The organism is Nocardioides campestrisoli, assembly GCF_013624435.2.
Classification (GTDB): domain Bacteria; phylum Actinomycetota; class Actinomycetes; order Propionibacteriales; family Nocardioidaceae; genus Nocardioides; species Nocardioides campestrisoli.
In genome coordinates this window covers 1,481,939-1,501,053 of sequence record NZ_CP061768.1, presented here as the reverse complement: position 1 = coordinate 1,501,053, position 19,115 = coordinate 1,481,939, and the positions used below count along the sequence as shown (strand labels likewise).

18 protein-coding genes are annotated in these 19,115 nt (G+C 72.8%); 4 read left to right on the top strand and 14 right to left on the bottom strand.

What is annotated here, in order from left to right; translation table 11 throughout:
- Positions 1 to 32: 32 nt before the first annotated feature.
- The 3 genes from H8838_RS07185 to serA all read right to left on the bottom strand — a co-directional run bounded on the left by H8838_RS07185 (position 33) and on the right by serA (position 4,083).
- Complete coding sequence (locus tag H8838_RS07185) at positions 33 to 1,724, bottom strand: hypothetical protein (RefSeq protein WP_185995009.1); 1,692 nt, start codon at positions 1,722 to 1,724, stop codon at positions 33 to 35.
- A 70-nt stretch (positions 1,725 to 1,794) separates the two neighbouring features.
- A complete protein-coding gene (gene yczE, locus H8838_RS07180) occupies positions 1,795 to 2,484 on the bottom strand; it encodes a membrane protein YczE (protein ID WP_185995010.1) in 690 nt (229 codons plus the stop codon).
- Positions 2,485 to 4,083, bottom strand: coding sequence for a phosphoglycerate dehydrogenase (gene serA / locus H8838_RS07175; protein ID WP_185995011.1), 1,599 nt, complete (start codon positions 4,081 to 4,083; stop codon positions 2,485 to 2,487).
- 185 nt (positions 4,084 to 4,268) lie between these two features.
- On the opposite strand from serA, the gene H8838_RS07170 reads away from it, so the two are divergent.
- Positions 4,269 to 5,210 carry an ABC transporter ATP-binding protein gene (locus H8838_RS07170; RefSeq protein ID WP_181310459.1) on the top strand — a complete coding sequence of 314 codons (942 nt, stop codon included), beginning with the start codon at positions 4,269 to 4,271 and terminating at the stop codon, positions 5,208 to 5,210.
- Positions 5,207 to 6,052, top strand: coding sequence for an ABC transporter permease subunit (locus H8838_RS07165; protein ID WP_185995012.1), 846 nt, complete (start codon positions 5,207 to 5,209; stop codon positions 6,050 to 6,052). The genes H8838_RS07170 and H8838_RS07165 overlap by 4 nt, the downstream gene beginning before the upstream one ends.
- Positions 6,053 to 6,122: 70 nt before the next feature.
- Here the strand turns inward: H8838_RS07165 and ilvC are convergent, their stop codons facing one another.
- From ilvC to H8838_RS07145, 4 genes are all read right to left on the bottom strand, one after another.
- Positions 6,123 to 7,148 (bottom strand): ketol-acid reductoisomerase, encoded by a 1,026-nt coding sequence (gene ilvC / locus H8838_RS07160; protein WP_309136300.1) that lies wholly within the window; start codon positions 7,146 to 7,148, stop codon positions 6,123 to 6,125.
- Between the two features lie 92 nt (positions 7,149 to 7,240).
- The gene (ilvN, locus tag H8838_RS07155; protein WP_181310457.1) at positions 7,241 to 7,783 is read right to left on the bottom strand and encodes an acetolactate synthase small subunit; all 543 of its coding nucleotides are present in this window, start codon (positions 7,781 to 7,783) and stop codon (positions 7,241 to 7,243) included.
- Positions 7,780 to 9,534 (bottom strand): acetolactate synthase large subunit, encoded by a 1,755-nt coding sequence (locus tag H8838_RS07150; protein ID WP_185995013.1) that lies wholly within the window; start codon positions 9,532 to 9,534, stop codon positions 7,780 to 7,782. Before H8838_RS07150 ends, ilvN begins: the two co-directional genes overlap by 4 nt.
- Before the next feature lie 275 nt (positions 9,535 to 9,809).
- The gene (locus H8838_RS07145) at positions 9,810 to 10,226 is read right to left on the bottom strand and encodes a VOC family protein (protein ID WP_185995014.1); all 417 of its coding nucleotides are present in this window, start codon (positions 10,224 to 10,226) and stop codon (positions 9,810 to 9,812) included.
- A 26-nt stretch (positions 10,227 to 10,252) separates the two neighbouring features.
- Between H8838_RS07145 and H8838_RS07140 the strand changes: the two genes are divergently transcribed.
- On the top strand, positions 10,253 to 10,780 hold the full coding sequence (locus H8838_RS07140) for a DUF6973 domain-containing protein (RefSeq protein WP_181310454.1): 528 nt from the start codon (positions 10,253 to 10,255) through the stop codon (positions 10,778 to 10,780).
- Here H8838_RS07140 and H8838_RS07135 read toward each other — a convergent pair.
- The 6 genes from H8838_RS07135 to H8838_RS07110 form a co-directional block, all read right to left on the bottom strand.
- Positions 10,680 to 11,732 (bottom strand): S66 family peptidase, encoded by a 1,053-nt coding sequence (locus H8838_RS07135; protein ID WP_185995015.1) that lies wholly within the window; start codon positions 11,730 to 11,732, stop codon positions 10,680 to 10,682. The two genes, H8838_RS07140 and H8838_RS07135, sit on opposite strands and share 101 nt — an antisense overlap.
- A gap of 41 nt (positions 11,733 to 11,773) precedes the next feature.
- Positions 11,774 to 13,027 (bottom strand): kynureninase, encoded by a 1,254-nt coding sequence (locus tag H8838_RS07130; protein WP_224766444.1) that lies wholly within the window; start codon positions 13,025 to 13,027, stop codon positions 11,774 to 11,776.
- Between the two features lie 40 nt (positions 13,028 to 13,067).
- A complete protein-coding gene (locus H8838_RS07125; RefSeq protein WP_185995016.1) occupies positions 13,068 to 13,982 on the bottom strand; it encodes an amidohydrolase family protein in 915 nt (304 codons plus the stop codon).
- A gap of 51 nt (positions 13,983 to 14,033) precedes the next feature.
- A complete protein-coding gene (locus H8838_RS07120) occupies positions 14,034 to 15,050 on the bottom strand; it encodes a hypothetical protein (RefSeq protein WP_185995017.1) in 1,017 nt (338 codons plus the stop codon).
- 81 nt (positions 15,051 to 15,131) lie between these two features.
- Positions 15,132 to 16,817, bottom strand: a complete 1,686-nt coding sequence (gene ilvD, locus H8838_RS07115) for a dihydroxy-acid dehydratase (RefSeq protein ID WP_181310450.1) — start codon at positions 16,815 to 16,817, stop codon at positions 15,132 to 15,134.
- An 81-nt stretch (positions 16,818 to 16,898) separates the two neighbouring features.
- On the bottom strand, positions 16,899 to 17,696 hold the full coding sequence (locus tag H8838_RS07110; protein WP_185995018.1) for an alpha/beta hydrolase: 798 nt from the start codon (positions 17,694 to 17,696) through the stop codon (positions 16,899 to 16,901).
- Positions 17,697 to 17,770: 74 nt separating this feature from the next.
- Here H8838_RS07110 and H8838_RS07105 point away from each other — a divergent pair, with 74 nt between their 5' ends.
- Positions 17,771 to 17,992 carry a PLD nuclease N-terminal domain-containing protein gene (locus H8838_RS07105; RefSeq protein ID WP_185995019.1) on the top strand — a complete coding sequence of 74 codons (222 nt, stop codon included), beginning with the start codon at positions 17,771 to 17,773 and terminating at the stop codon, positions 17,990 to 17,992.
- A 16-nt stretch (positions 17,993 to 18,008) separates the two neighbouring features.
- Here H8838_RS07105 and H8838_RS07100 read toward each other — a convergent pair whose 3' ends face one another.
- Entirely contained in the window at positions 18,009 to 19,100 is a 1,092-nt protein-coding gene (locus tag H8838_RS07100; protein ID WP_185995020.1) for a WD40/YVTN/BNR-like repeat-containing protein, read from the bottom strand.
- Positions 19,101 to 19,115 lie beyond the last annotated feature (15 nt).

Below are 19,115 nucleotides of genomic sequence, written 5' to 3'. Positions count from 1 at the left end.
CACCCGGTGACCGCCGGGAACGGCGGTCACCGTCAGCCCGTGCCGTAGTAGTAGTTCACGTCCCGCAGGAGCAGCCCGGCGGCCACGGGGTTCGCCCGGCCGCTGGCGTCGTGCTGGATCCCCAGCACGTGCCGTTCCCGCTTCCCGTCGTCGTAGGAGAGCTCGACGATCCCCTTCGCCACCACCCGGTAGGTGCCGCGCTGGTCGGGCGGAAAGGTGCCCCAGGCGGTGTTCAGGCCGGGCCAGCTGCCGACCGAGTACTCGCTGCGCACGAACCGTCCGTCCGAGCCGAACGAGAGCCTCTCCGTCCAGGAGTTGCACATGATCAGGCAGTAGCCCGCCCAGTTCTGGTGCAGGAGGTCGGTCTGGAGCTCGGTGTTCTTGGGCGGGAGCGTGAGCGGGTGGAAGTCGATCTTCTCGCCGCCGACGCCCGGGTGGGCGAAGGTGAAGCCGGTGGAGGTGACCTTGGCCCGCTTCTTGCCGATCCGGACCTTCCCCGTGCGCTTGCTGTAGGTGTAGCGCACGCAGTCCTTCACCTTCGCCGAGCACGACGGCTTCCGACCCTCGGGCCACCCCAGGTAGGCCCACTTCGCGTTCACGAACCAGACCGCGTGGTTGATCCAGCCCGCACTGTCCCCGGTGGTGGTCTGCTCCCACCCCCACCAGTAGCTCCCGGTGAGCTTGCGCGGCTTGGTCGGTCTCGGGGAGACACCGACCTGGACCCGGGCGCTGGCGGGCTCGGTGCCGGCCGAGGTGATGCTCAGCGTGACCGGACGGGGACGGGGGTCCTTGGCCCGGGCGTTCTTCCCCTTCCCCTTCTTCTGCCCCTTCTTCTTGCCCTTCGTCTGCTTGGACGGCTTGAGCCGCACCTTCAGCTCGACCTGCTCGCTCGACCTGCCGCGCACCCCCGCCAGGTCGACGACGCCGGGACGCACCTGGACCCCCGTGCCGGCCGCCTGGAGGCGGACCGGGCCGGAGTCGCCCCGACCGTCGTTGCGCACCGTCGCCCGCAGCGTCGCCCAGCGCCCTGCCTTGGCAGCGACCAGGAGAGCGCCGGGCTCGACCTCGAGCACCGGCCGGTAGGTCTCGGCCACGTTCTCGGCGAAGGCCCGGCTGAGCACGGACCCGTCCGGCACGACGGGCAGGACCGTGGCGTAGGCGCACTCGAAGGCCGTCTCGCGAAGCCTGGGGTGAGGAGCGCTGGAGAGGGAGATCGAGGCGCCCTGGGAGCTCCGGCTCAGCGCGACCGCCGTCCCGTCGACGAACTGTCCCTGGACCTCCCCGGACACGGTCGTGGTCAGCGCCATGAACGAGGCCAGGCAGGAGCTGCCGTCCCAGGTGCCGAGCACCACGCCCAGCACGGCGTCGGTGTCGGCCGGGGCCTGGGCGAACGCCGCGGTGGCGCTGAACACCTGGCCCTCGAGGTCGACCGCGACCTCCGCCGACGTGAGCTGGTGCTGCGGGTTGGGCGAGATCGACTCGACGTCGCGCAGCACCGCGTGCCGTCGCACCACGCCGTCGGTCCAGCCGTCGGCCTCGGCCAGGCGACGCGCGCCGTCCGCGGCCCGCCCACCTGGTTCCCAGCGGTCCGCGTCGAGGCTCTCCGGCCCGACGGAGGGACGTGACTGACCGGCCGGCGGGCCGCCGGCAGTCGCGGGACCTGGCTGGAGCAGGGACAGGACCAGTGGTGCCATCGCCAGCACCGCGGCACGTCGCAGGATCATGCTTCCCCCCGGAAGTCGTGAGCGTGCGCCGCACCATAGGGGCGAACCCTGGGTGGTGTCACCCCCCTGCTCAGCCGTCTCTGCGACTCCCCCGGGCCGGATCGAGCCGGACGGTGGTCCACGGCAGCGCGAGCTGGGCGAGCGGGCCGATGGTCAGCGCGTAGAGGACCGTGCCCGCGCCCAGAGCACCGCCCAGGGCGAGCCCCGCCAGCACGACGGTCACCTCGAGCGTCGTCCGCACCAGGCGCAGCGAGAGGCCGGTACGACGAGCCAGGCCCGTCATCAGCCCGTCCCGCGGTCCGCGTCCCAGCTGCGCGCCGATGTAGAGGGCGGTGGCCGAGGCGTTCAGCAGCACTCCGAGCACCATCAGCGTGCCCCTCGCCCACACGGCGTCCGGCTCGGTGGTCACCGCCAGCGTCGCGTCCGTCGCGATGCCGACCACCACGGCGTTGGCCAGGGTGCCCAGGCCCGGTCGCTCCCGGAGCGGGATCCAGAGCAGGAGCACCGCGAAGCTCACCAGGACCACCATCTGGCCCAGGGACAGCGGCAGGTGCTCGATCAGCCCCGAGTGCAGGACGTCCCAGGGCGCCAGCCCGAGGGCTCCGCGCACCATCAGGGCCAGCGAGACGCCGTAGAGCACCAGGCCGCCCAGCAGCTGGGTCACCCGGAGCCGTAGGCGCCCGGCTCGCAGCTGCTCCCACGGCCCCAGGTCGGCGAGCGGGGCCGTGTCGCGCGGCGGCCTTCCGGAGGTCCAGCGCATCTACTGGCCCGGCAGCAGGTCGACCGCGCGCACCGCGGTCGCGTCGATCGCCCGCTCGATCTCCTCCAGGGTGTGCACCCCGATCGCCGAGTCGACCGAGAGCGCCACCAGCGCGCTGCCACCCCGGTCCTGGCGGGCCACCTGCATGCCCGCGATGTTCACCCCGGCCGCGCCGAGGATCCCGCCCACCGTGCCGACCATCCCTGGCCGGTCCTGGTAGACGAAGAAGGCGAGGTGCCGGGTCGGCTCCAGGTCGAGCGCGAAGCCGTTGACCGCCACCAGCCGCTCCCGCTGGCCGGGCCCGACCAGGGTGCCGGAGACCTCGACCTGCGCTCCGTCGGCCAGCGTGCCGCGCACGGTGATCAGGTTGCGGTGGTCGGGGCTCTCGGGCTCGGTCAGCAGCCGCACGGAGGTGCCGCGCTCGGCGGCCAGCAGCGGGGCGTTCACGTAGGAGACCTGCTCCTCGACGATCTCGGAGAAGGCGCCCTTGAGCGCCGCCAGCTCCAGCACCCGGACGTCGTGCTCGGTGAGCTCGCCGCGCACCTCGACGTCGACCTGCTGCGCGACCTCCCCGGCGAGTGCGGTGAAGATCCGCCCCAGCTTCTCGGTGAGCGCGATGCCGGGTCGTACCTCCTCGGCGATCAGCCCGCCCTGCACGTTGACCGCGTCGGGCACGAGCTCGCCGGCCAGGGCGAGCCGCACCGAGCGGGCCACGGCGATCCCGGCGTTCTCCTGCGCCTCGTCCGTGGAGGCGCCCAGGTGCGGGGTCGCGACCACGTTGTCCAGCTCGAGCAGCGGGGAGTCGGTGCCGGGCTCGGTGGCGAAGACGTCGAGCCCGGCGGCCGCCACCCGGCCGGTCTTGAGGGCGTCGTGCAGCGCGACCTCGTCGACGATGCCACCCCGGGAGGCGTTGACGAGCACCAGCGAGGGCTTGACCCGGGCCAGTTCGTCGACCCCGATCAGGTCCACGGTCTCCGGGGTCCTCGGCAGGTGCACCGAGATGAAGTCGGACTCCTCCAGCAGCGTCTCCAGGTCCACCAGACGCACTCCCACCTGGGCGGCGCGGCCCGCCTGCACGTAGGGGTCGTAGGCGACGACCTTCATCCCGAAGGCCTCCAGCCGCTGGGCGACCAGCACCCCGACCCGCCCCAGGCCCACGATGCCCGCCGTCTTGCCGAAGAGCTCGGTGCCGGTGAACAGCGACCGCTGCCACTCCCCCGCCCTCAACGCGGCGTGCGCCCGGCTGATGTTCCGGGCGGCGGCCAGCATCAGGCCGACGGTCAGCTCCGCGGCGCTGACCAGGTTGGAGGTCGGGGCGTTGACCACCATCACCCCGTGCTGGGTCGCGGCCCGGACGTCGATCCCGCCCAGCCCCGTCCCCGCGCGCGCCACCACCTTGAGCCGGGGGGCGGACTCCAGGAGCCCGCGGTCGACCTGGGTGGCCGACCGGACCAGGAGCGCGTCGGCGGACCGCACCTCGCGCAGCAGCTCGGCCCGGTCGGCACCCCGGCAGAAACGGACGTCGAACTCCGGTCCCAGCGCGTCCAGGGTGGCTGGACTGAGCTCCTCGGCGATCAGGACGACAGGGCGGTAGGTCACAGCACGGGCCTTCGGCAGTGGCGGGTCATGAGCGCGCGGACTCTGAGGTCGACGCGGGCGTGCACGACGCTGTGCCGGCGTCAGGGTAGCCCACCCCCCGCAGGGCCTGGTCGGGGTCGGTCCGGGGACCGGCTCAGGGGTTCCCCCGATGCGCCCGGGGCCGTGCCGCGGTGAGGGTGGATCACATGATCACCATCGACTCCCTCACCAAGAGGTACGGCGCCCACCTGGCCGTCGACGACGTCTCCTTCACCGCCGCCCCCGGCCGGGTGACCGGCTTCCTCGGACCCAACGGCGCCGGCAAGTCCACCACCATGCGGATGATGACCGGGCTGACCCCGCCCACGTCGGGCAGTGCCCTGGTCAACGACCTGCACTTCGCGGCGCTGCCCAACCCGGGGCGCGAGGTCGGGGTGCTCCTCGACGCGTCGGCCCAGCACGCGGGCCGCACCGGACGCGAGACCCTGGCCGTGGCCCAGCGCACCATGGGGCTGCCGAAGCGGCGGATCGCCGAGACCCTGGCCCTGGTCGGCCTCACCGAGGACGAGGCCGGGCGACGGGTCCGCCACTACTCCCTGGGCATGCGGCAGCGGCTGGGGATCGGCCTGGCCCTGATCGGCGAGCCGCAGGTGCTGATCCTCGACGAGCCTGCCAACGGCCTCGACCCGGCCGGCATCCGGTGGATGCGCGACCTGCTCCGGGGGTTCGCCGACGACGGTGGCACGGTGCTCCTCTCCTCCCACCTGCTGCACGAGATCGAGGTCGTCGCCGACGACCTGGTGGTCATCGGCAACGGCCGGATCGTGGCCCAGGGCACCAAGGCCGAACTGCTGGACGCCGCCGGGACCGTGGTGCGGGCGCGGGACGAGGCCGCGCTGCTCGCTGCCCTCGCCGGCGCCGGGCAGCCGGCCGCCGGCCACCCGGACGGCAGCGTGCACACGGAGGCGAGCGCGGAGACGGTCGGCGAGATCGCGCTGGCCGCGGGGGTCCCGCTCACCGAGCTGCGGACCGCCGACGGCCACGGGCTGGAGGAGATGTTCCTCCGCCTCACCGCAGAGACCCAGCGGGACCCGCTCGCCGACCACCCCGGCGACTCCCAGAGCCACTCGACAGGAGCAGCAGCATGAGCACCGTGACCACCCGCGAGCCGTCCGCCCCGCGCACCAGTGCCGCACCGACCCGGGCCGCACACGCCGCCGGAGGCACCCGGGAGAGCCGCACCCGGATCCCGTTCGGCCGGCTGCTCTGGGTCGAGCTGACCAAGATGTTCGACACCCGCTCCGGCTTCTGGCTGCTGGCGGGCATCGGCGCCTCGGCGGTCGTCGCCACCGGCCTGGTGATGACCCTGGGTCCGGAGGACGTGCAGGTCTACAGCTCGTACGCCGCCGCGATCGGCGTGCCGATGTCGATCCTGCTCCCGCTGATGGCGGTCCTGGCCGTCACCACCGAGTGGTCCCAGCGCAGCGTGCTGACGACCTTCACCCTGGAGCCCCGACGCAGCCGGGTGCTCGCCGCCAAGGCGCTGTGCGCCATCGCCGTGGGCGCGCTCTCGATGCTGGCCGCCCTGGGGATCGCCGCTTTGGGACACCTGCTGGGCAGCACCCTCGGGGACACCCCGGCGGTCTGGGACATCTCCGCACAGAACGTCGCCACCCTGGTGCTGGCCAACGTGATCGGCCTGGTCATGGGATTCACCCTGGGGGTGGTGCTGCGCAGCTCGCCGACGGCGATCGTGGCGTTCTTCGTCTGGTCGCTCGTGCTGCCCAACGCGCTGTACGTGCTCGGCACGGTGCAGGAGGGGTTCGCCGACGTGCAGCCGTGGATCGACTTCTACTACGCCACCAACCCGCTGTACGAGGACGTCCCCACCGGTGAGCAGTGGGCGCAGCTCGCCACCTCGGGGACGCTGTGGCTGGTACTGCCGCTGGCCTTCGGGCTCTGGCGGGTGCACCGGGCCGAGGTGAAGTGACCTCGGGGGCCTCAGGAACGACGGACGGGCGGAGCCGCAGTGGCTCCGCCCGTCGGTCGTGCGAGAAGGATCAGCGCGCGGCCGAGCCCTCCGTGTAGTCGCTGTCCTCCTGCTTCCACGCGAAGTGGGAGCGCAGCGCCTTGCCGGTGGCCTCGATCGCGTGCGAGGCGCCCGCGTCGCGGAGCGTCATGAACTCGCTGCCGCCGTTGTCCTGGTCCTCGATGAAGCGCTTGGCGAAGGTGCCGTCCTGGATGTCGGCCAGGATCGCCTTCATCGACGCCTTCACCTCGGGGGTGACCACGCGCGGGCCGGAGACGTAGTCGCCGTACTCGGCGGTGTCGGAGACCGACCAGCGCTGCTTGGCGATGCCGCCCTCCCACATCAGGTCGACGATGAGCTTGAGCTCGTGCAGCACCTCGAAGTAGGCGATCTCCGGCTGGTAGCCGGCCTCCGTCAGGGTCTCGAAGCCGGCCTGGACCAGGTGGGAGACGCCACCGCAGAGCACGGCCTGCTCGCCGAACAGGTCGGTCTCGGTCTCCTCGGTGAAGGTGGTCTTGATGACGCCGGCGCGGGTCCCGCCGATCGCCTTGGCGTAGGACTTCGCCAGGTCCCAGGCCGAGCCGGAGGCGTCCTGCTCGACGGCGATGATGTCCGGGATGCCGCGGCCGGCGACGTACTCGCGGCGCACGGTGTGGCCCGGGGCCTTCGGGGCGACCAGGACGACGTCGACGCCCTCGGGCGGGGTGATGTAGCCGAAGCGGATGTTGAAGCCGTGGCCGAAGACCAGCGTGTCGCCCGCGGCCAGGTGCGGCTCGATCGACTCCTTGTAGACGTGGCGCTGGACCTGGTCGGGGGTGAGGATGACGACCACGTCAGCCTCTTCGACGGCCTCGGCCGGGGTGAGCACGCGCAGGCCCTCGTCCTCGGCCTTCGCCCGGCTCTTGGAGCCCTCGGGCAGTCCGACCCGCACGTCCACACCGGAGTCGCGCAGGTTGAGCGCGTGTGCGTGACCCTGGCTGCCGTAGCCGATCACCGCGACGTTCTTGCCCTGGATCAGGGACAGGTCGGCGTCGTCGTCGTAGAACATCTCAGCCACTGGGGGCTCCTTCTGGGGTGGGATTCGCTGGGACTAGGAACTAGGAACTGGGACCGGCACGAGTGCCGGGTGGGACCTGCCGGTGCTCGCGCTCAGCGCACGACCGCGGTCGGCACCGGCACCGCGACCGGCCGGGACGAACGCTCGGTGATCGACCGGGAGCCGCGACCGAGCGCGACCATGCCCGACTGGACCAGCTCGCGGATGCCGAACGGCTCGATCACCCGGAGGAAGTCGGCGAGCTTCTCGGAGTTGCCGGTGACCTCGATGCTGACGGCGTCCGGGGCCACGTCGACCACCTTGGCCCGGAAGAGCTGGACGGCGTCCAGCACCTGGCCGCGGGTCTCCGCGTCGGCGCGGACCTTGACCAGCAGGAGCTCGCGGCGCACCGAGACCTGCGGCTCCAGCTCGACGATCTTGAGCACCTCGACCAGCTTGTTGAGCTGCTTGGTCACCTGCTCCAGGGGCAGGCTCTCCAGGCTGACCACGATCGTCATCCGGGAGATCTCCGGGATCTCGGTGGGCCCGACGGCCAGGCTGTCGATGTTGAACCCGCGGCGGCTGAACAGGCTCGCGACCCGGGCCAGGACGCCCGGCTTGTTCTCCACCAGGACGGACAGGGTGTGCTTGCTCACAGGTCATCCTCGTCGAACTGGGGCGCCATGTCGCGCGCGTACTTGATGTCGTCGTTGCTGGTGCCCGCGGCCACCATCGGCCAGACCATCGCGTCGCGGTGCACCCGGAAGTCCACCACCACCGGACGGTCGTCGATCGCCATCGCCTTCTCGATCGTGGCGTCCACGTCGGCCTCGGAGTCGCAGGCCAGGCCGACGCAGCCGTAGGCCTCGGCGAGCTTGACGAAGTCCGGGATCCGCTTGGAGTGCAGGTCGGTGTTGGAGTAGCGCTCGTTGTAGAAGAGCGTCTGCCACTGGCGCACCATGCCGAGCGACTCGTTGTTGATCACTGCCACCTTGATCGGGATGTCGTTGATCGCGCAGGTGGCCAGCTCCTGGTTGGTCATCTGGAAGCAGCCGTCGCCGTCGATCGCCCACACCGTGGAGTCGGGCTTGCCCACCTTGGCGCCCATCGCGGCCGGGACGGCGAAGCCCATCGTGCCCAGGCCGCCGGAGTTGATCCAGGTGTTGGGGTTCTCGTAGCCGACGAAGTGGGCGGCCCACATCTGGTGCTGCCCCACCCCGGAGGCGTAGATGGCCTCGGGTCCGGCGATGGCGCCCAGGCGCTCGATCACGTACTGCGGGGCGAGCGTGCCGTCGGCGGGCCGCTCGTAGCCCAGCGGGTAGCGCTTCTTCACGCCGGCGACGAAGTCCACCCACTGCTCGTAGTCACCCGTGCGGCCCTGCTCGGCCTCGGCCTGCAGGAGCGCGAGCAGGTCGACCAGCACCTCCTTGGCGTCGCCCACGATCGGCACGTCGGCGTGCCGGTTCTTGCCGATCTCCGCGGGGTCGATGTCGGCGTGCACGACCAGCGCGTTCGGGGCGAACGAGTCGAGGTTGCCCGTCACCCGGTCGTCGAAGCGGGCACCCAGGGAGATGATCAGGTCGGAGCGCTGGAGCCCCGCGACCGCCGCGACCGTGCCGTGCATGCCCGGCATGCCCAGGTGCTGGGGGTGGCTGTCGGGGAAGGCGCCGCGCGCCATCAGGGTGGTGACCACCGGGATGCCGGTGTACTCGGCGAGCCGCCGCAGCTCACGGTGCGCGCTGGAGCGGATCACGCCTCCGCCGACGTAGAGCACCGGACGCCGGGCGCCCAGGATCAGCCGGACCGCCTCCCGGATCTGCTTGCTGTGCGGCCGGGTGACGGGCCGGTAGCCGGGAAGACTGATCTCGCTCGGCCAGACGAAGTCGGTCATCGCCTGGAGGGCCGACTTGGCCACGTCCACGAGCACCGGACCGGGTCGGCCGGTCGAGGCGATGTGGAACGCCTCGGCCACCGTGCGCGCGATGTCCGCCGGGTCGGTGACCAGGAAGCCGTGCTTGGTGATCGGCATGGTGATGCCCCGGATGTCGGCCTCCTGGAAGGCGTCGGTCCCGATCATCGAGGCACCCACCTGGCCGGTCACCGCGACCATCGGCACCGAGTCCATGTAGGCGTCCGCCAGCGGGGTCACCAGGTTGGTGGCACCAGGCCCGGAGGTGGCCATGCACACGCCCACCCGCCCGGTCGCCGCGGCGTACCCCTGAGCCGCGTGCCCCGCGCCCTGCTCGTGCCGCACGAGGACGTGACGGATCCGGCTGGAGTCCATCAGCGGGTCGTACGCCGGGAGGATCGCGCCTCCCGGGATCCCGAAGATGTCGGTGACACCGGCGTTCTCCAGCGACCTCACGAGGCTCTGCGCCCCGGTCATCCTGCCGTCCTGCTCACTCATCGATGTCCATTCCTCACTGCCCTTGGCACTGCCTGCGCCTGCATCCGGCCAACAAAAAACCCCTCGGCCGGTGTCGGCGACGAGGGGTGACGCGTGTGCTGAGAGATCCAGACTCAGCTCACGCGTCGCGTGCGTACGAGAAGGTTCTCAAGGCGCATAGGACAACCGTCGTCGCCGGCGGGGGTCAACGTCAAGTAAGTGTGTCACGCGTCCCAATATCTGGTACGGCGGTCCCACCATGTGTCGCGCAGCCCACATCGTCCGTCGCTCCGAGGTCAGGGCAGCACCGACTCGCCGATCTCCCCCGGGTTGTAGGCCACCTCCCAGAGGAACCCGTCCGGGTCGGCGAAGTATCCCGAGTAGCCGCCCCACTCCCGCGTCACCGCCTCCCGCACGCGCGCGGCGCCGGCGTGCCGTGCCTGGTCGAGCACCCGGTCGACGCCCGCGCGGGTCGCGCAGTTGTGGGCCAGGGTCAGCGGCGGGACGACCCCGGTGGCCACCCGGGCGCCGGTCTCGGCCTCGAAGGCCTCCGCCGCCCAGAGCGAGAGCACCACCTTGTCCGCGACCCGGAACATCACCACTTCGCCCGGCACGTCCATCGTCGGCTCCCACCCGAGCCCGTCGGCGTAGAACCGCCGGCTGGCGGAGACGTCGGCGACCGCGAGGGTGACGAAGCTCAGACGCTGGTCCATGCCCACCACTCTGCCAGAATCCCAGGATGCCGAAGCTCGCCCTGCGTCGCTCGCTCCGTCTGGTCGGGACCGGACTCCCCCGGCTGTGGGCGGCGGCCAGGAGCACCGGCGCCTCGACGTCGCAGAGCACGGACGCGCTGCTGGCCTCGGCGCTCGCCTTCTCCCGGGCCGCAGCGGAGTCGCCGCGGCAGTGGCGTCGCCAGAACGCGGTGCGGCACTTCATCTGGCAGGCCTACCTGGCCGCCCGTCACGGCGAGACGCTCGCCCGGGCCCTGGGCGACGCCCAGGAGCAGGGCTCCGGGGACCAGGTGGACACCCGGGTCGACCAGGAGAACAACGCCCTCGGTCGCGCCTGGGGGCTGGCCCATGCCGAGGAGCTGCGCAGCGGCACCCGCGCCGAGGTGCTCGAGCGCCTCGTCGCGGTGGCGGACCGCAAGTGGCACGACGAGGAGCTCAGCGCGGCTCCGCTGCCGGACGGCTCCGACCCTCGCCGAGCTCCTGGACGAGGGAGCGCTCGCCGCCGGCGACGGTCAGGTGCGCGACCGCCCCGTTGACCAGCGGCAGGTAGGGCGGCACGTGGCCGCACTCGACGTCCAGCACGATCGGCACGTCGAGGCCGCCGAGGGCGTCCATGACCGCGTCGCGCTGGGTGAAGTCGCCCGAGGCGGGCGCGGAGGTGCGGCCGACCATGATCGCGTTGGCGTGCTCGAACCAGCCGGCCAGGCGCAGGCCGTGCAGGTTGCGGCAGATCTCCAGCGCCGGGTCGTCGGAGGCCTCGACGTAGACGATGAGCCCCTCGTCCGCGTGCTCCCGCCCGAACGCGGCGACGTCGCCGTACGGCGTGCCGGCCAGGTTGCTCACGGTCTCGATGCAGCCGCCGACCAGGCGCCCGGTCACGTCGAGCCCTCCCCCGCCGGCCACCTCCCAGGTGCCGGTGCCCTCGAGCGAGTACGCCGTGGTCCCGGGGTCGGAGGTCCAGTCGTCGAACCCGGCGGTGCGGTAGACCCCGGAGGCGTGCTGCGCCAGGTCCTCGGTGGCGCCGGCCAGGGCGGTCCAGTGCGCCAGGCCAGGCGGCGGGTCGTAGGGGGTGTCCATCAGGTTGGACCCGTGCAGGGTCGCCCAGCCCAGCCGGGTGGTGAGCGGCAGGAGCAGCGTGGAGATGTCGCTGAAGCCGACCACCCAGGTCGGCTCCGCCTCGGCGAGCGCGTCCCAGTCGAGCCGGTCGACCAGGTCGATCGCGGTCTCCCCGCCCCAGGGCGGGACGACGGCGCGGATCGCCGGGTCCAGCAGCATCCGGTTCAGCTCGGCGGCGCGCCGGTCGGCCGAGGCGCTCACGTGGCCGGCGTCGCCGTCCAGGCACTCGCCCAGCTCCACCTCGTAGCCCCGGTCGCGGAGCCAGGCTGCGGCGACGTCCAGCCGGGGTCGTAGGGAGGTCGGCACACCGCTCGAGGAGGCGGTGACGCCGATCCGGTCGCCGGGGCGCAGCGGTGCGGGGAAACGGATCATCGGCCCAGCCAACCAGCCGGGCGGAGCACCCGCAAACCGGTTCAGCCGAGCAGGTCCCGCACCAGGGAGAGCCCCCGGTGCACCTCCTCGTAGCTGGTCGAGAGCGGCGAGAGACCCACCCGCAGGCCGTGCGGCTCGCGGTAGTCGGGCAGCACGTCGCGCTGCCACAGCGCCGCGACCACCTCACGCATCCGTGGGTGGGTCAGCGTCACGTGGCCCCCTCGCAGCGCGGGGTCGCGGGGCGAGCCGAGGCCGACCCCGAGGCTTGCGAGCCAGGCGTCGCTCAGCGCGACGGCGTACTCGGTGAGCGCCACGGACTTGGCGCGGACGGCGCTCAGTCCTGCCTCCTCCACCAGGTCGAGCATGTCCTGGAGCGCGAGCATCCCCACCACCGACGGGGTGCCCGAGACGAAGCCGCGGATCCCGGGCGCGGCCCGGTAGCCGGGTCCCATCGCGAACGGCTCGGCGTGCCCCATCCAGCCCTGGATCGGCTGGGCCAGCTCGCCGTGGTGCCGGGCGGCGACGTACCCGAACGCCGGGGCGCCCGGCCCTCCGTTGAGGTACTTGTAGGTGCAGCCCGCCGCCAGGTCCACCTCCCACGCGTCCAGCTCGACCGGGACCGCACCCGCCGAGTGGCACAGGTCCAGCAGGACCAGCGCGCCGGCCTCGTGGGCGATCCGGGTGAGCCGAGGGGCGTCGGCCAGGTAGCCCGACCGGTAGGCGACGTGGCTGAGCAGCACCACCGCGGTCCGCTCCCCCACCGCCGCCGCCAGCAGGTCGGGCGTCAGCCCGAGCTCGCGGTCGACCTCCACCCAGCGCACGCGGCAGCCGCGCTCCGCGGCGACTCCCTCGGCCACGTAGCGGTCGGTCGGGAAGTTGTCGGAGTCGACCACGATCTCGGTGCGGCGCGGGTCGGCGCGCAGCTGGGCGTCCACCGCGGCCCGGAGCAGCTTGTAGAGCCAGACGGTCGTCGAGTCCCCCACCGCCAGCTGGCCGGCGGCGGCGCCCAGCGCGACGTCGCCGAGCCGGTCCCCCAGCCGGGCGGGCAGGTCCAGCCACCCCTCGTCCCAGCCGCGGATCAGCCGGCCGCCCCACTCCTCGCGGACGAAGCCGGCGAGCCGGTCGGCGGTCACCGCCAGCGGCCGGCCCAGCGAGTTCCCGTCCAGGTAGACCAGCGGGGTCTCCGCGCCCACGAACCGGTCGCGCAGCGCGGCGAGCGGGTCCCGTGCGTCGAGGCGTGCCGGATCCAGCTCGGCGCGCCCCTCGTGCGTGACGACAGGGTCCAGGGCACTCACGGCAGCTCCAGGTTCTTCAGGGTGTTCAGGGTCGACCGGGTCATCCGGTCTCCAGGTCGGAGGCCGCCCGGGCGACGGCGCCGCGCATCCGCAGCAGCAGGTCCTCCTCCGCGGGTCCGGGCACGAACGTGAGCACGTCGCGGCCCAGGGGTGCCGGCCACGGATCGGTGAGGGCGGCGAGCAGGGCGGCGTCGTCGAGCCCGGCTCGCCGCAGCAGCGCGAGCTCGCGCAGGTTCAGCCCCACGGGCAGCGGACCGTTGCCCAGGTCGGTGCCGTAGAGGACCCGACCGCCCGCCGCGTGGAAGGCGGCGAGGTTCGCCAGCGCGATGTCCAGCCCGTTGTCGCCGGTGTCCCCGGTGTCCCCGGTCTCGGCGTGGTCGTGGATGGCCAGCGTGCTGATCCAGGCCATGCCCGCCGCGACGCACTCGCGCACCACCTCGGTCTCGAGGTGGTGGGTCCACGGGGTGTGGGCCAGCACGTCCACTCCCGCGGCCAGGGCCAGCTCGACCATCCCCGCGCCCTCGGCGTGCGCCACGACCGGCAGCTCGCCGGCTGCCGCGACGATCGCCTCCAGCGTGGCCAGGTCGAGCACGGGCCCGGCGTCTCGGTGCAGGGTGACCTTGACCGCGTGGACCCCCAGCGCCCGCTGCGCTGCCACGGCGGCCTCGGCCTCCCGGGGGTGGGCGACCGCCCGGACGCTGTCGTGCGGGGCCCACGGCCGGTCGGAGGGATAGCCGCCCGGCGCGGTGAGGAACTGCCCCGCGACGTGCACGGTCACCGGCGCCGCGGCGGCTCGGGCGACGACGTCCGGGCTCCAGCCCAGGTCGACGACCGCGGCCAGGGCGCCGCCGGCGAGCAGGTCCGTGTCGACCAGCCCGAGGTGCACGTGGTGGTCGCGGAACGCGGGGTACACCTCCCCGCTCAGCGAGGTGCCACGGAGTCGGGCGGTGCTCATCTGTTCACCGTACCCGGGGCCGCTCCCGGCCGGGGACGCTCCCGGGGGCGGCTACTGGAAGCTGACGAACCGCACCGCGGGCCGGATCCGGCGCACGGCACCGGCCCGCATCCGCGGGACGTCCTCGTCGTAGAAGAGCTTGAACCCCATCGTGAACTGCCGGGGGCGCGCCAGCGCGCCGTACGTCGCCAGCTTCTGGCTGGGCGTGCCGAACCCGTCCACGTGCTGTACCTCGGCGAGGCGGGGCCGGTCCTTCACCTTGTTGGCCCGGCTCACCATGGAGCTGCGGAACTGGTGGATCATGAAGACCTTCTCCGGCAGCCCCTCGGCCGCGGTCAGCGCGTCGAGCCACGCGGAGACCTCGTTGACCTCCTTGGCGCGCACCGACCCGATCACCTGGCCCGGCACCTGGTCCGGACCCATCCGCCACTCGGGGTCCAGCGCGAGGCCGACCCAGGGGTGCTTCAACGCCCACTCCCACCGCTTGGCGACGGTGAGGAAGTCCGAGCGTCCGGGCTGGATGTCGAGGACGAGCAGGGCCTTGTTGCGCTGCGCCGCGTCGATGTACTCCTGCACCCGGCTGTGCAGCACGTCGTGGTTGTAGTCGCCGTCCGGGCCGGGGACCGCGTCCGCCACGGTCACGATCAGCTCGTAGACCGGCTGGACCCGCTCGCCCTTGCGCTTGAACGGCTTGCCCGCGCGCACCAGCCGGCGGTGCATCGCGTCCGGCGTCCCCTCCCCCAGGACCCCGAGCGCCGCGGTGCCGGCAGTGCCGTAGTAGGCGACCAGGAACCGCTTGCGGCCGAAGACCTTGCGGCCACCACCCGGGAGCGCGGGCGCCTGCCTGGCGGTGCCGACCGCGTTCCCCAGGACGGTCGTGGGCAGCGCCGGCAGGGAGCTCGAGACGAGGCCGGCGGTCGCGGACCCGCGCGCGGCGGAGCCCGTCGGCGCCCGGCCGGGCTCGTCGGCAGCCGTGGGCGCGGTCAGCCCGGCGCCCAGCAGGGCGAGCACCCCGAGCGAGGCGATCAGCGCGAGCCTGGAGGGTCTGGTCCGTCGTCCCCGTGTCATGGGCCGGACCCTAGCGGCCCACGGACGACCCCGCACGTCCACCCGGCAGCCGGGTGGACGTGCGGGTCAGGTCGGGTCGGATCAGGAGGTGACGGCGCCGTGGGCGGCCGACTGGACCACCTTGGCGTACTTGCCCAGCACGCCGCGGGTGTACTTCGGCGGGTTGGGCTCCCAGCCGACCTTGCGCGCCTCGAGGTCGTCGATCGTCACCTCGAGGGTGGCCCCGGCCACGTCGAGCGTGATCGGGTCGCCGTCGCGGATGAAGGCGATGGGTCCGCCGTCGGCGGCCTCCGGGGCGATGTGGCCCACGCAGAGCCCCGTCGTCCCGCCGGAGAAACGTCCGTCGGTGATCAGCAGCACGTCCTTGCCCAGGCCTGCGCCCTTGATCGCCCCGGTGATGGCGAGCATCTCGCGCATCCCCGGTCCGCCCTTGGGGCCCTCGTAGCGGATGACGACCACGTCGCCGGGCAGGATCCGTCCCTCGGCCAGCGCGTCGAGGGCGGCACGCTCCCCGTCGAAGACCCGGGCGGTGCCGGTGAAGGTCGTGTCGTCGAAGCCGGCGCTCTTGACCACGGCGCCCTCGGGGGCAAGCGAGCCCTTGAGGATGGTGATGCCGCCGGTGGCGTGGATCGGCTTCTCGAACGCCCGCAGGACCTCGCCGTCCAGCGGCCTCGGCGCCAGCGCCTCGAGGTTCTCCGCCATCGTCCGGCCGGTCACGGTGAGGGTGTCGCCGTGCATGTAGCCGGCGTCGAGCAGCGCCTTCATCACCACCGGGATGCCGCCGATCTTGTCGACGTCCGTCATCACGAACCGGCCGAACGGCTTGAGGTCGCCGATGTGCGGCACCTTCGAGCCGATCCGGTTGAAGTCGTCGAGGGTGAGGTCGACCTCGGCCTCGCGGGCGATGGCGAGCAGGTGCAGCACCGCGTTGGTGGAGCCGCCGAGGGCCATCACCACGGCGATCGCGTTCTCGAAGGCGGGCTTGGTCAGGATCTGACGAGCGGTGATGCCCTGGCGCAGCATCTCCACCACGGCCTCGCCGGAGCGGTGCGCGAACCCGTCGCGACGACGGTCGACCGCCGGCGGGGCGGCGCTGCCCGGCAGGCTCATGCCGAGAGCCTCGGCGACGCTGGCCATGGTGTTGGCGGTGTACATGCCGCCGCAGGCGCCCTCACCCGGGCAGATCGCCCGCTCGATCCGGTCGACCTCCTCGCGGCTGATCTTGCCGGCCAGGCAGGCGCCGACGGCCTCGAAGGCGTCGATGATGGTGACGTCGTTGCCGTCGACCGATCCCGGCATCGTGGAGCCGGCGTAGAGGAAGACGCTGGCCAGGTCGAGTCGGGCTGCGGCCATCAGCATCCCGGGCAGCGACTTGTCGCAGCCCGCCAGCAGCACCGAGCCGTCGAGGCGCTCGGCCATCATCACCGTCTCCACGGAGTCGGCGATCACCTCGCGGCTGACCAGGGAGAAGTGCATCCCCTCGTGGCCCATGGAGATGCCGTCGGAGACCGAGATGGTGCCGAACTCGAGCGGGTAGCCGCCGGCGGCGTGCACGCCGTTCTTCACGGCCTTCGCGAGCCGGTCCAGCGAGAGGTTGCAGGGGGTGATCTCGTTCCAGCTGCTCGCCACGCCGATCTGCGGCTTGGCGAAGTCGTCGTCGCCCATCCCTACCGCACGGAGCATGCCGCGGGCCGCGGCCTTCTCGAGGCCGTCGGTGACGTCGCGGGAGCGGGGCTTGATGTCGGGCTGCTGGTCGGACGAGGTCATGGCGCAAGGCTACGACTCCCCCGGACCCGTCCGGTGGGCAGTCTCAGCCTCCCGCCTGGTCAGAGGCACCTCCGAGGCACCTCAGAGGCAGTGGTGGAGGAAGGTCAGCACGTCGTCCAGCACCTCGTCGCGGTTGGTCTCGTTGAGGATCTCGTGCCGCGCGCCCGGATAGGTCTTGTGGGCCGCCCGGGCCCCGCCGAGCGAGGTGAACCCCTCGCGCGAGGGGCCGATCGGCACCAGCTGGTCGTCCTCCCCGTGCAGCCACAGGATCGGCACGGCGACCGGTCCGCCGTCGTTCACCGTCGCCATCGCCTGCTGCAGCGCCTCCAGCGTCGGCCGCTTGAACGGGCCGTGCCAGACCAGCTCGTCGGCCTCGTACGCCTCCCCCACTCCGGCGTCCCGGCTGAGCGTGCTCGGATCGATCGGCGCGTCCGGGATCTCCTCGAGCGCGAGCAGCTGCTCCACCGCCTCCCAGCGCCCGAGCACCGGCGCGGAGAGGACGACGGCCGCCAGCCCGTGCTGGTACCGCTGGGCGTAGCGGGCCGCGATCAGCCCACCCATCGAGTGGCCGACCAGGACCACGGGCAGGCCGGGCTGCTCGGCACGGGCACGCTGCTCGAGCAGCCGCAGGTCGTCGCAGACCCGCTCGAGATCGGTCACCAGCACCCGCTCCCCCTCGCTACGTCCGTGACCGACGTGGTCGGGGGCGTACACGACCGCGCCGTCGGCGACCAGCCGCTCCGCGACGTGCCGGTAGCGCCCGGTGTGCTCGCCGTAGCCGTGCACCAGCAGCACGACGTACGAGGGGTCGGCCCCGGCCCAGCGGCGGCAGAAGACGGTGCCGGCGTGGCCGGGCAGCTCGAGCTCGCTCTCCATCATCCGCACACCGTGGCGGAGCACCGACCCGGGGTCAAGGACCGAGCGGGCTGGTCCCGGACGAGTACGTTGTCGCCATGGCGAAGAAGTCCTGGTCCGACCTGAGTCCCACCCAGCGCAAGGTCGTCGTCGTCGCCGGCGTCGTCGAGACCGTGCTGAGCGCGTGGGCACTGCGCGACCTCAAGCGCCGACCCGCCGCCGCGGTCCGCGGGCCGAAGGCGCTCTGGCTGCCGGCGCTGGCGGTCCAGCCGGTCGGGCCGATCGCCTACCTCACCGTGGGCCGGCGCAAGGACGCCTGACCGCTCGGTCACCCGGTCAGGGCAGCGTGGCCGCCCGGACCACCATCACGTCCGGCAGGTCGGCGTGCACCTGCGACCAGGTGGCACCCTCGTCCGTCGAGCCCCAGACCGCACCGTTGCGGCCGCCGAAGTAGATCCCGACCGGGTCGTGGTCGTCGGTGCACATCGCGTCGCGCATCACCGCGGTGTAGAAGGAGTCCGGCAGCGACCCGTCCCCGAGCAGCGCCCAGCTCTGCCCGCCGTCGGTGGTCCGGGCGACCCGGGCGCGCCCGTCGACCGGCCACCGCTCCCACGCCTGGGAGATCGGGAAGGAGTACGCCGTCGACGGCTTCCGCGGGTGGGTGACCATCGCGAAGCCGAACTCGGTGGGCAGTCCGGGAGCGATGTCCTGCCAGGTGCCGCCGCCGTCGTCGGAGCGGTAGACCCCGCCGTGGTTCTGCAGGAAGAGCCGCTCGGGGTCGACCGGGTCGCGGGCCACCTTGTGCACGCACTGCCCGAACTCGGGGAAGAAGCGCTCACCGGGCATGAACTCCGCCTTCACCCCGCTGTTCGAGGCCTGCCAGGTCGCGCCGCCGTCCTCGGTCCGGTAGACGCCGCCGGTGGAGATCGCGGCCAGCACCCGGGCGGGGTCCTGGGGGTGCGGCAGGATCGTGTGGAACGCCTGGCCGCCGAACCCCTCGTCCCACTCCTCGCGGTGCGGGTGGTCCCACAGGCCCCGGACGAGCTCGAAGTGCTCGCCGCGGTCCTCGGAGCGGAAGACGGCGCCGGGCTCCGTCCCCGCCCAGACCACGCCGTCCTCGACGCCCGGCACCAGCTGCCAGACCCGGGCCACCGTCGCACCGGCCCCCTCGGGGAACCGGACGGCTCCGTTGGGGGTCTCGTGCCAGGTCTCGCCGAGGTCGTCGCTCCACCGCACCTGCGGGCCGAGCCAGCTCGAGGAGCAGCCGGCGAGCAGCCGAGGGCGCTCCCCGCGCTGGTCCAGCAGGACCGAGTAGACGTCCTCCATCGGGAAGTGCGGCCCGGTCCAGGACCAGGTCTGCCGGGCGTCGGTCGAGTGCCCGAGCCACAGGCCCTTGCGGGTGCCCACCATCAGCAGGGTCGTGGTCATGCGCGGTCTCCTCGT

What these genes read in the sequence shown, in the direction of transcription:
- H8838_RS07105 (WP_185995019.1), top strand. Translation starts at nt 17,771, where the DNA reads ATGGCGAAGAAGTCCTGGTCCGACCTGAGTCCCACCCAGCGCAAGGTC.
- H8838_RS07100 (WP_185995020.1), bottom strand. Translation starts at nt 19,100, where the DNA reads ATGACCACGACCCTGCTGATGGTGGGCACCCGCAAGGGCCTGTGGCTC.
- yczE (WP_185995010.1), bottom strand. Translation starts at nt 2,484, where the DNA reads ATGCGCTGGACCTCCGGAAGGCCGCCGCGCGACACGGCCCCGCTCGCC.
- H8838_RS07165 (WP_185995012.1), top strand. Translation starts at nt 5,207, where the DNA reads ATGAGCACCGTGACCACCCGCGAGCCGTCCGCCCCGCGCACCAGTGCC.
- H8838_RS07120 (WP_185995017.1), bottom strand. Translation starts at nt 15,050, where the DNA reads ATGACACGGGGACGACGGACCAGACCCTCCAGGCTCGCGCTGATCGCC.
- H8838_RS07185 (WP_185995009.1), bottom strand. Translation starts at nt 1,724, where the DNA reads ATGATCCTGCGACGTGCCGCGGTGCTGGCGATGGCACCACTGGTCCTG.
- H8838_RS07110 (WP_185995018.1), bottom strand. Translation starts at nt 17,696, where the DNA reads ATGATGGAGAGCGAGCTCGAGCTGCCCGGCCACGCCGGCACCGTCTTC.
- ilvD (WP_181310450.1), bottom strand. Translation starts at nt 16,817, where the DNA reads ATGACCTCGTCCGACCAGCAGCCCGACATCAAGCCCCGCTCCCGCGAC.
- H8838_RS07145 (WP_185995014.1), bottom strand. Translation starts at nt 10,226, where the DNA reads ATGGACCAGCGTCTGAGCTTCGTCACCCTCGCGGTCGCCGACGTCTCC.
- H8838_RS07170 (WP_181310459.1), top strand. Translation starts at nt 4,269, where the DNA reads ATGATCACCATCGACTCCCTCACCAAGAGGTACGGCGCCCACCTGGCC.
- H8838_RS07150 (WP_185995013.1), bottom strand. Translation starts at nt 9,534, where the DNA reads ATGAGTGAGCAGGACGGCAGGATGACCGGGGCGCAGAGCCTCGTGAGG.
- H8838_RS07140 (WP_181310454.1), top strand. Translation starts at nt 10,253, where the DNA reads ATGCCGAAGCTCGCCCTGCGTCGCTCGCTCCGTCTGGTCGGGACCGGA.
- H8838_RS07135 (WP_185995015.1), bottom strand. Translation starts at nt 11,732, where the DNA reads ATGATCCGTTTCCCCGCACCGCTGCGCCCCGGCGACCGGATCGGCGTC.
- H8838_RS07125 (WP_185995016.1), bottom strand. Translation starts at nt 13,982, where the DNA reads ATGAGCACCGCCCGACTCCGTGGCACCTCGCTGAGCGGGGAGGTGTAC.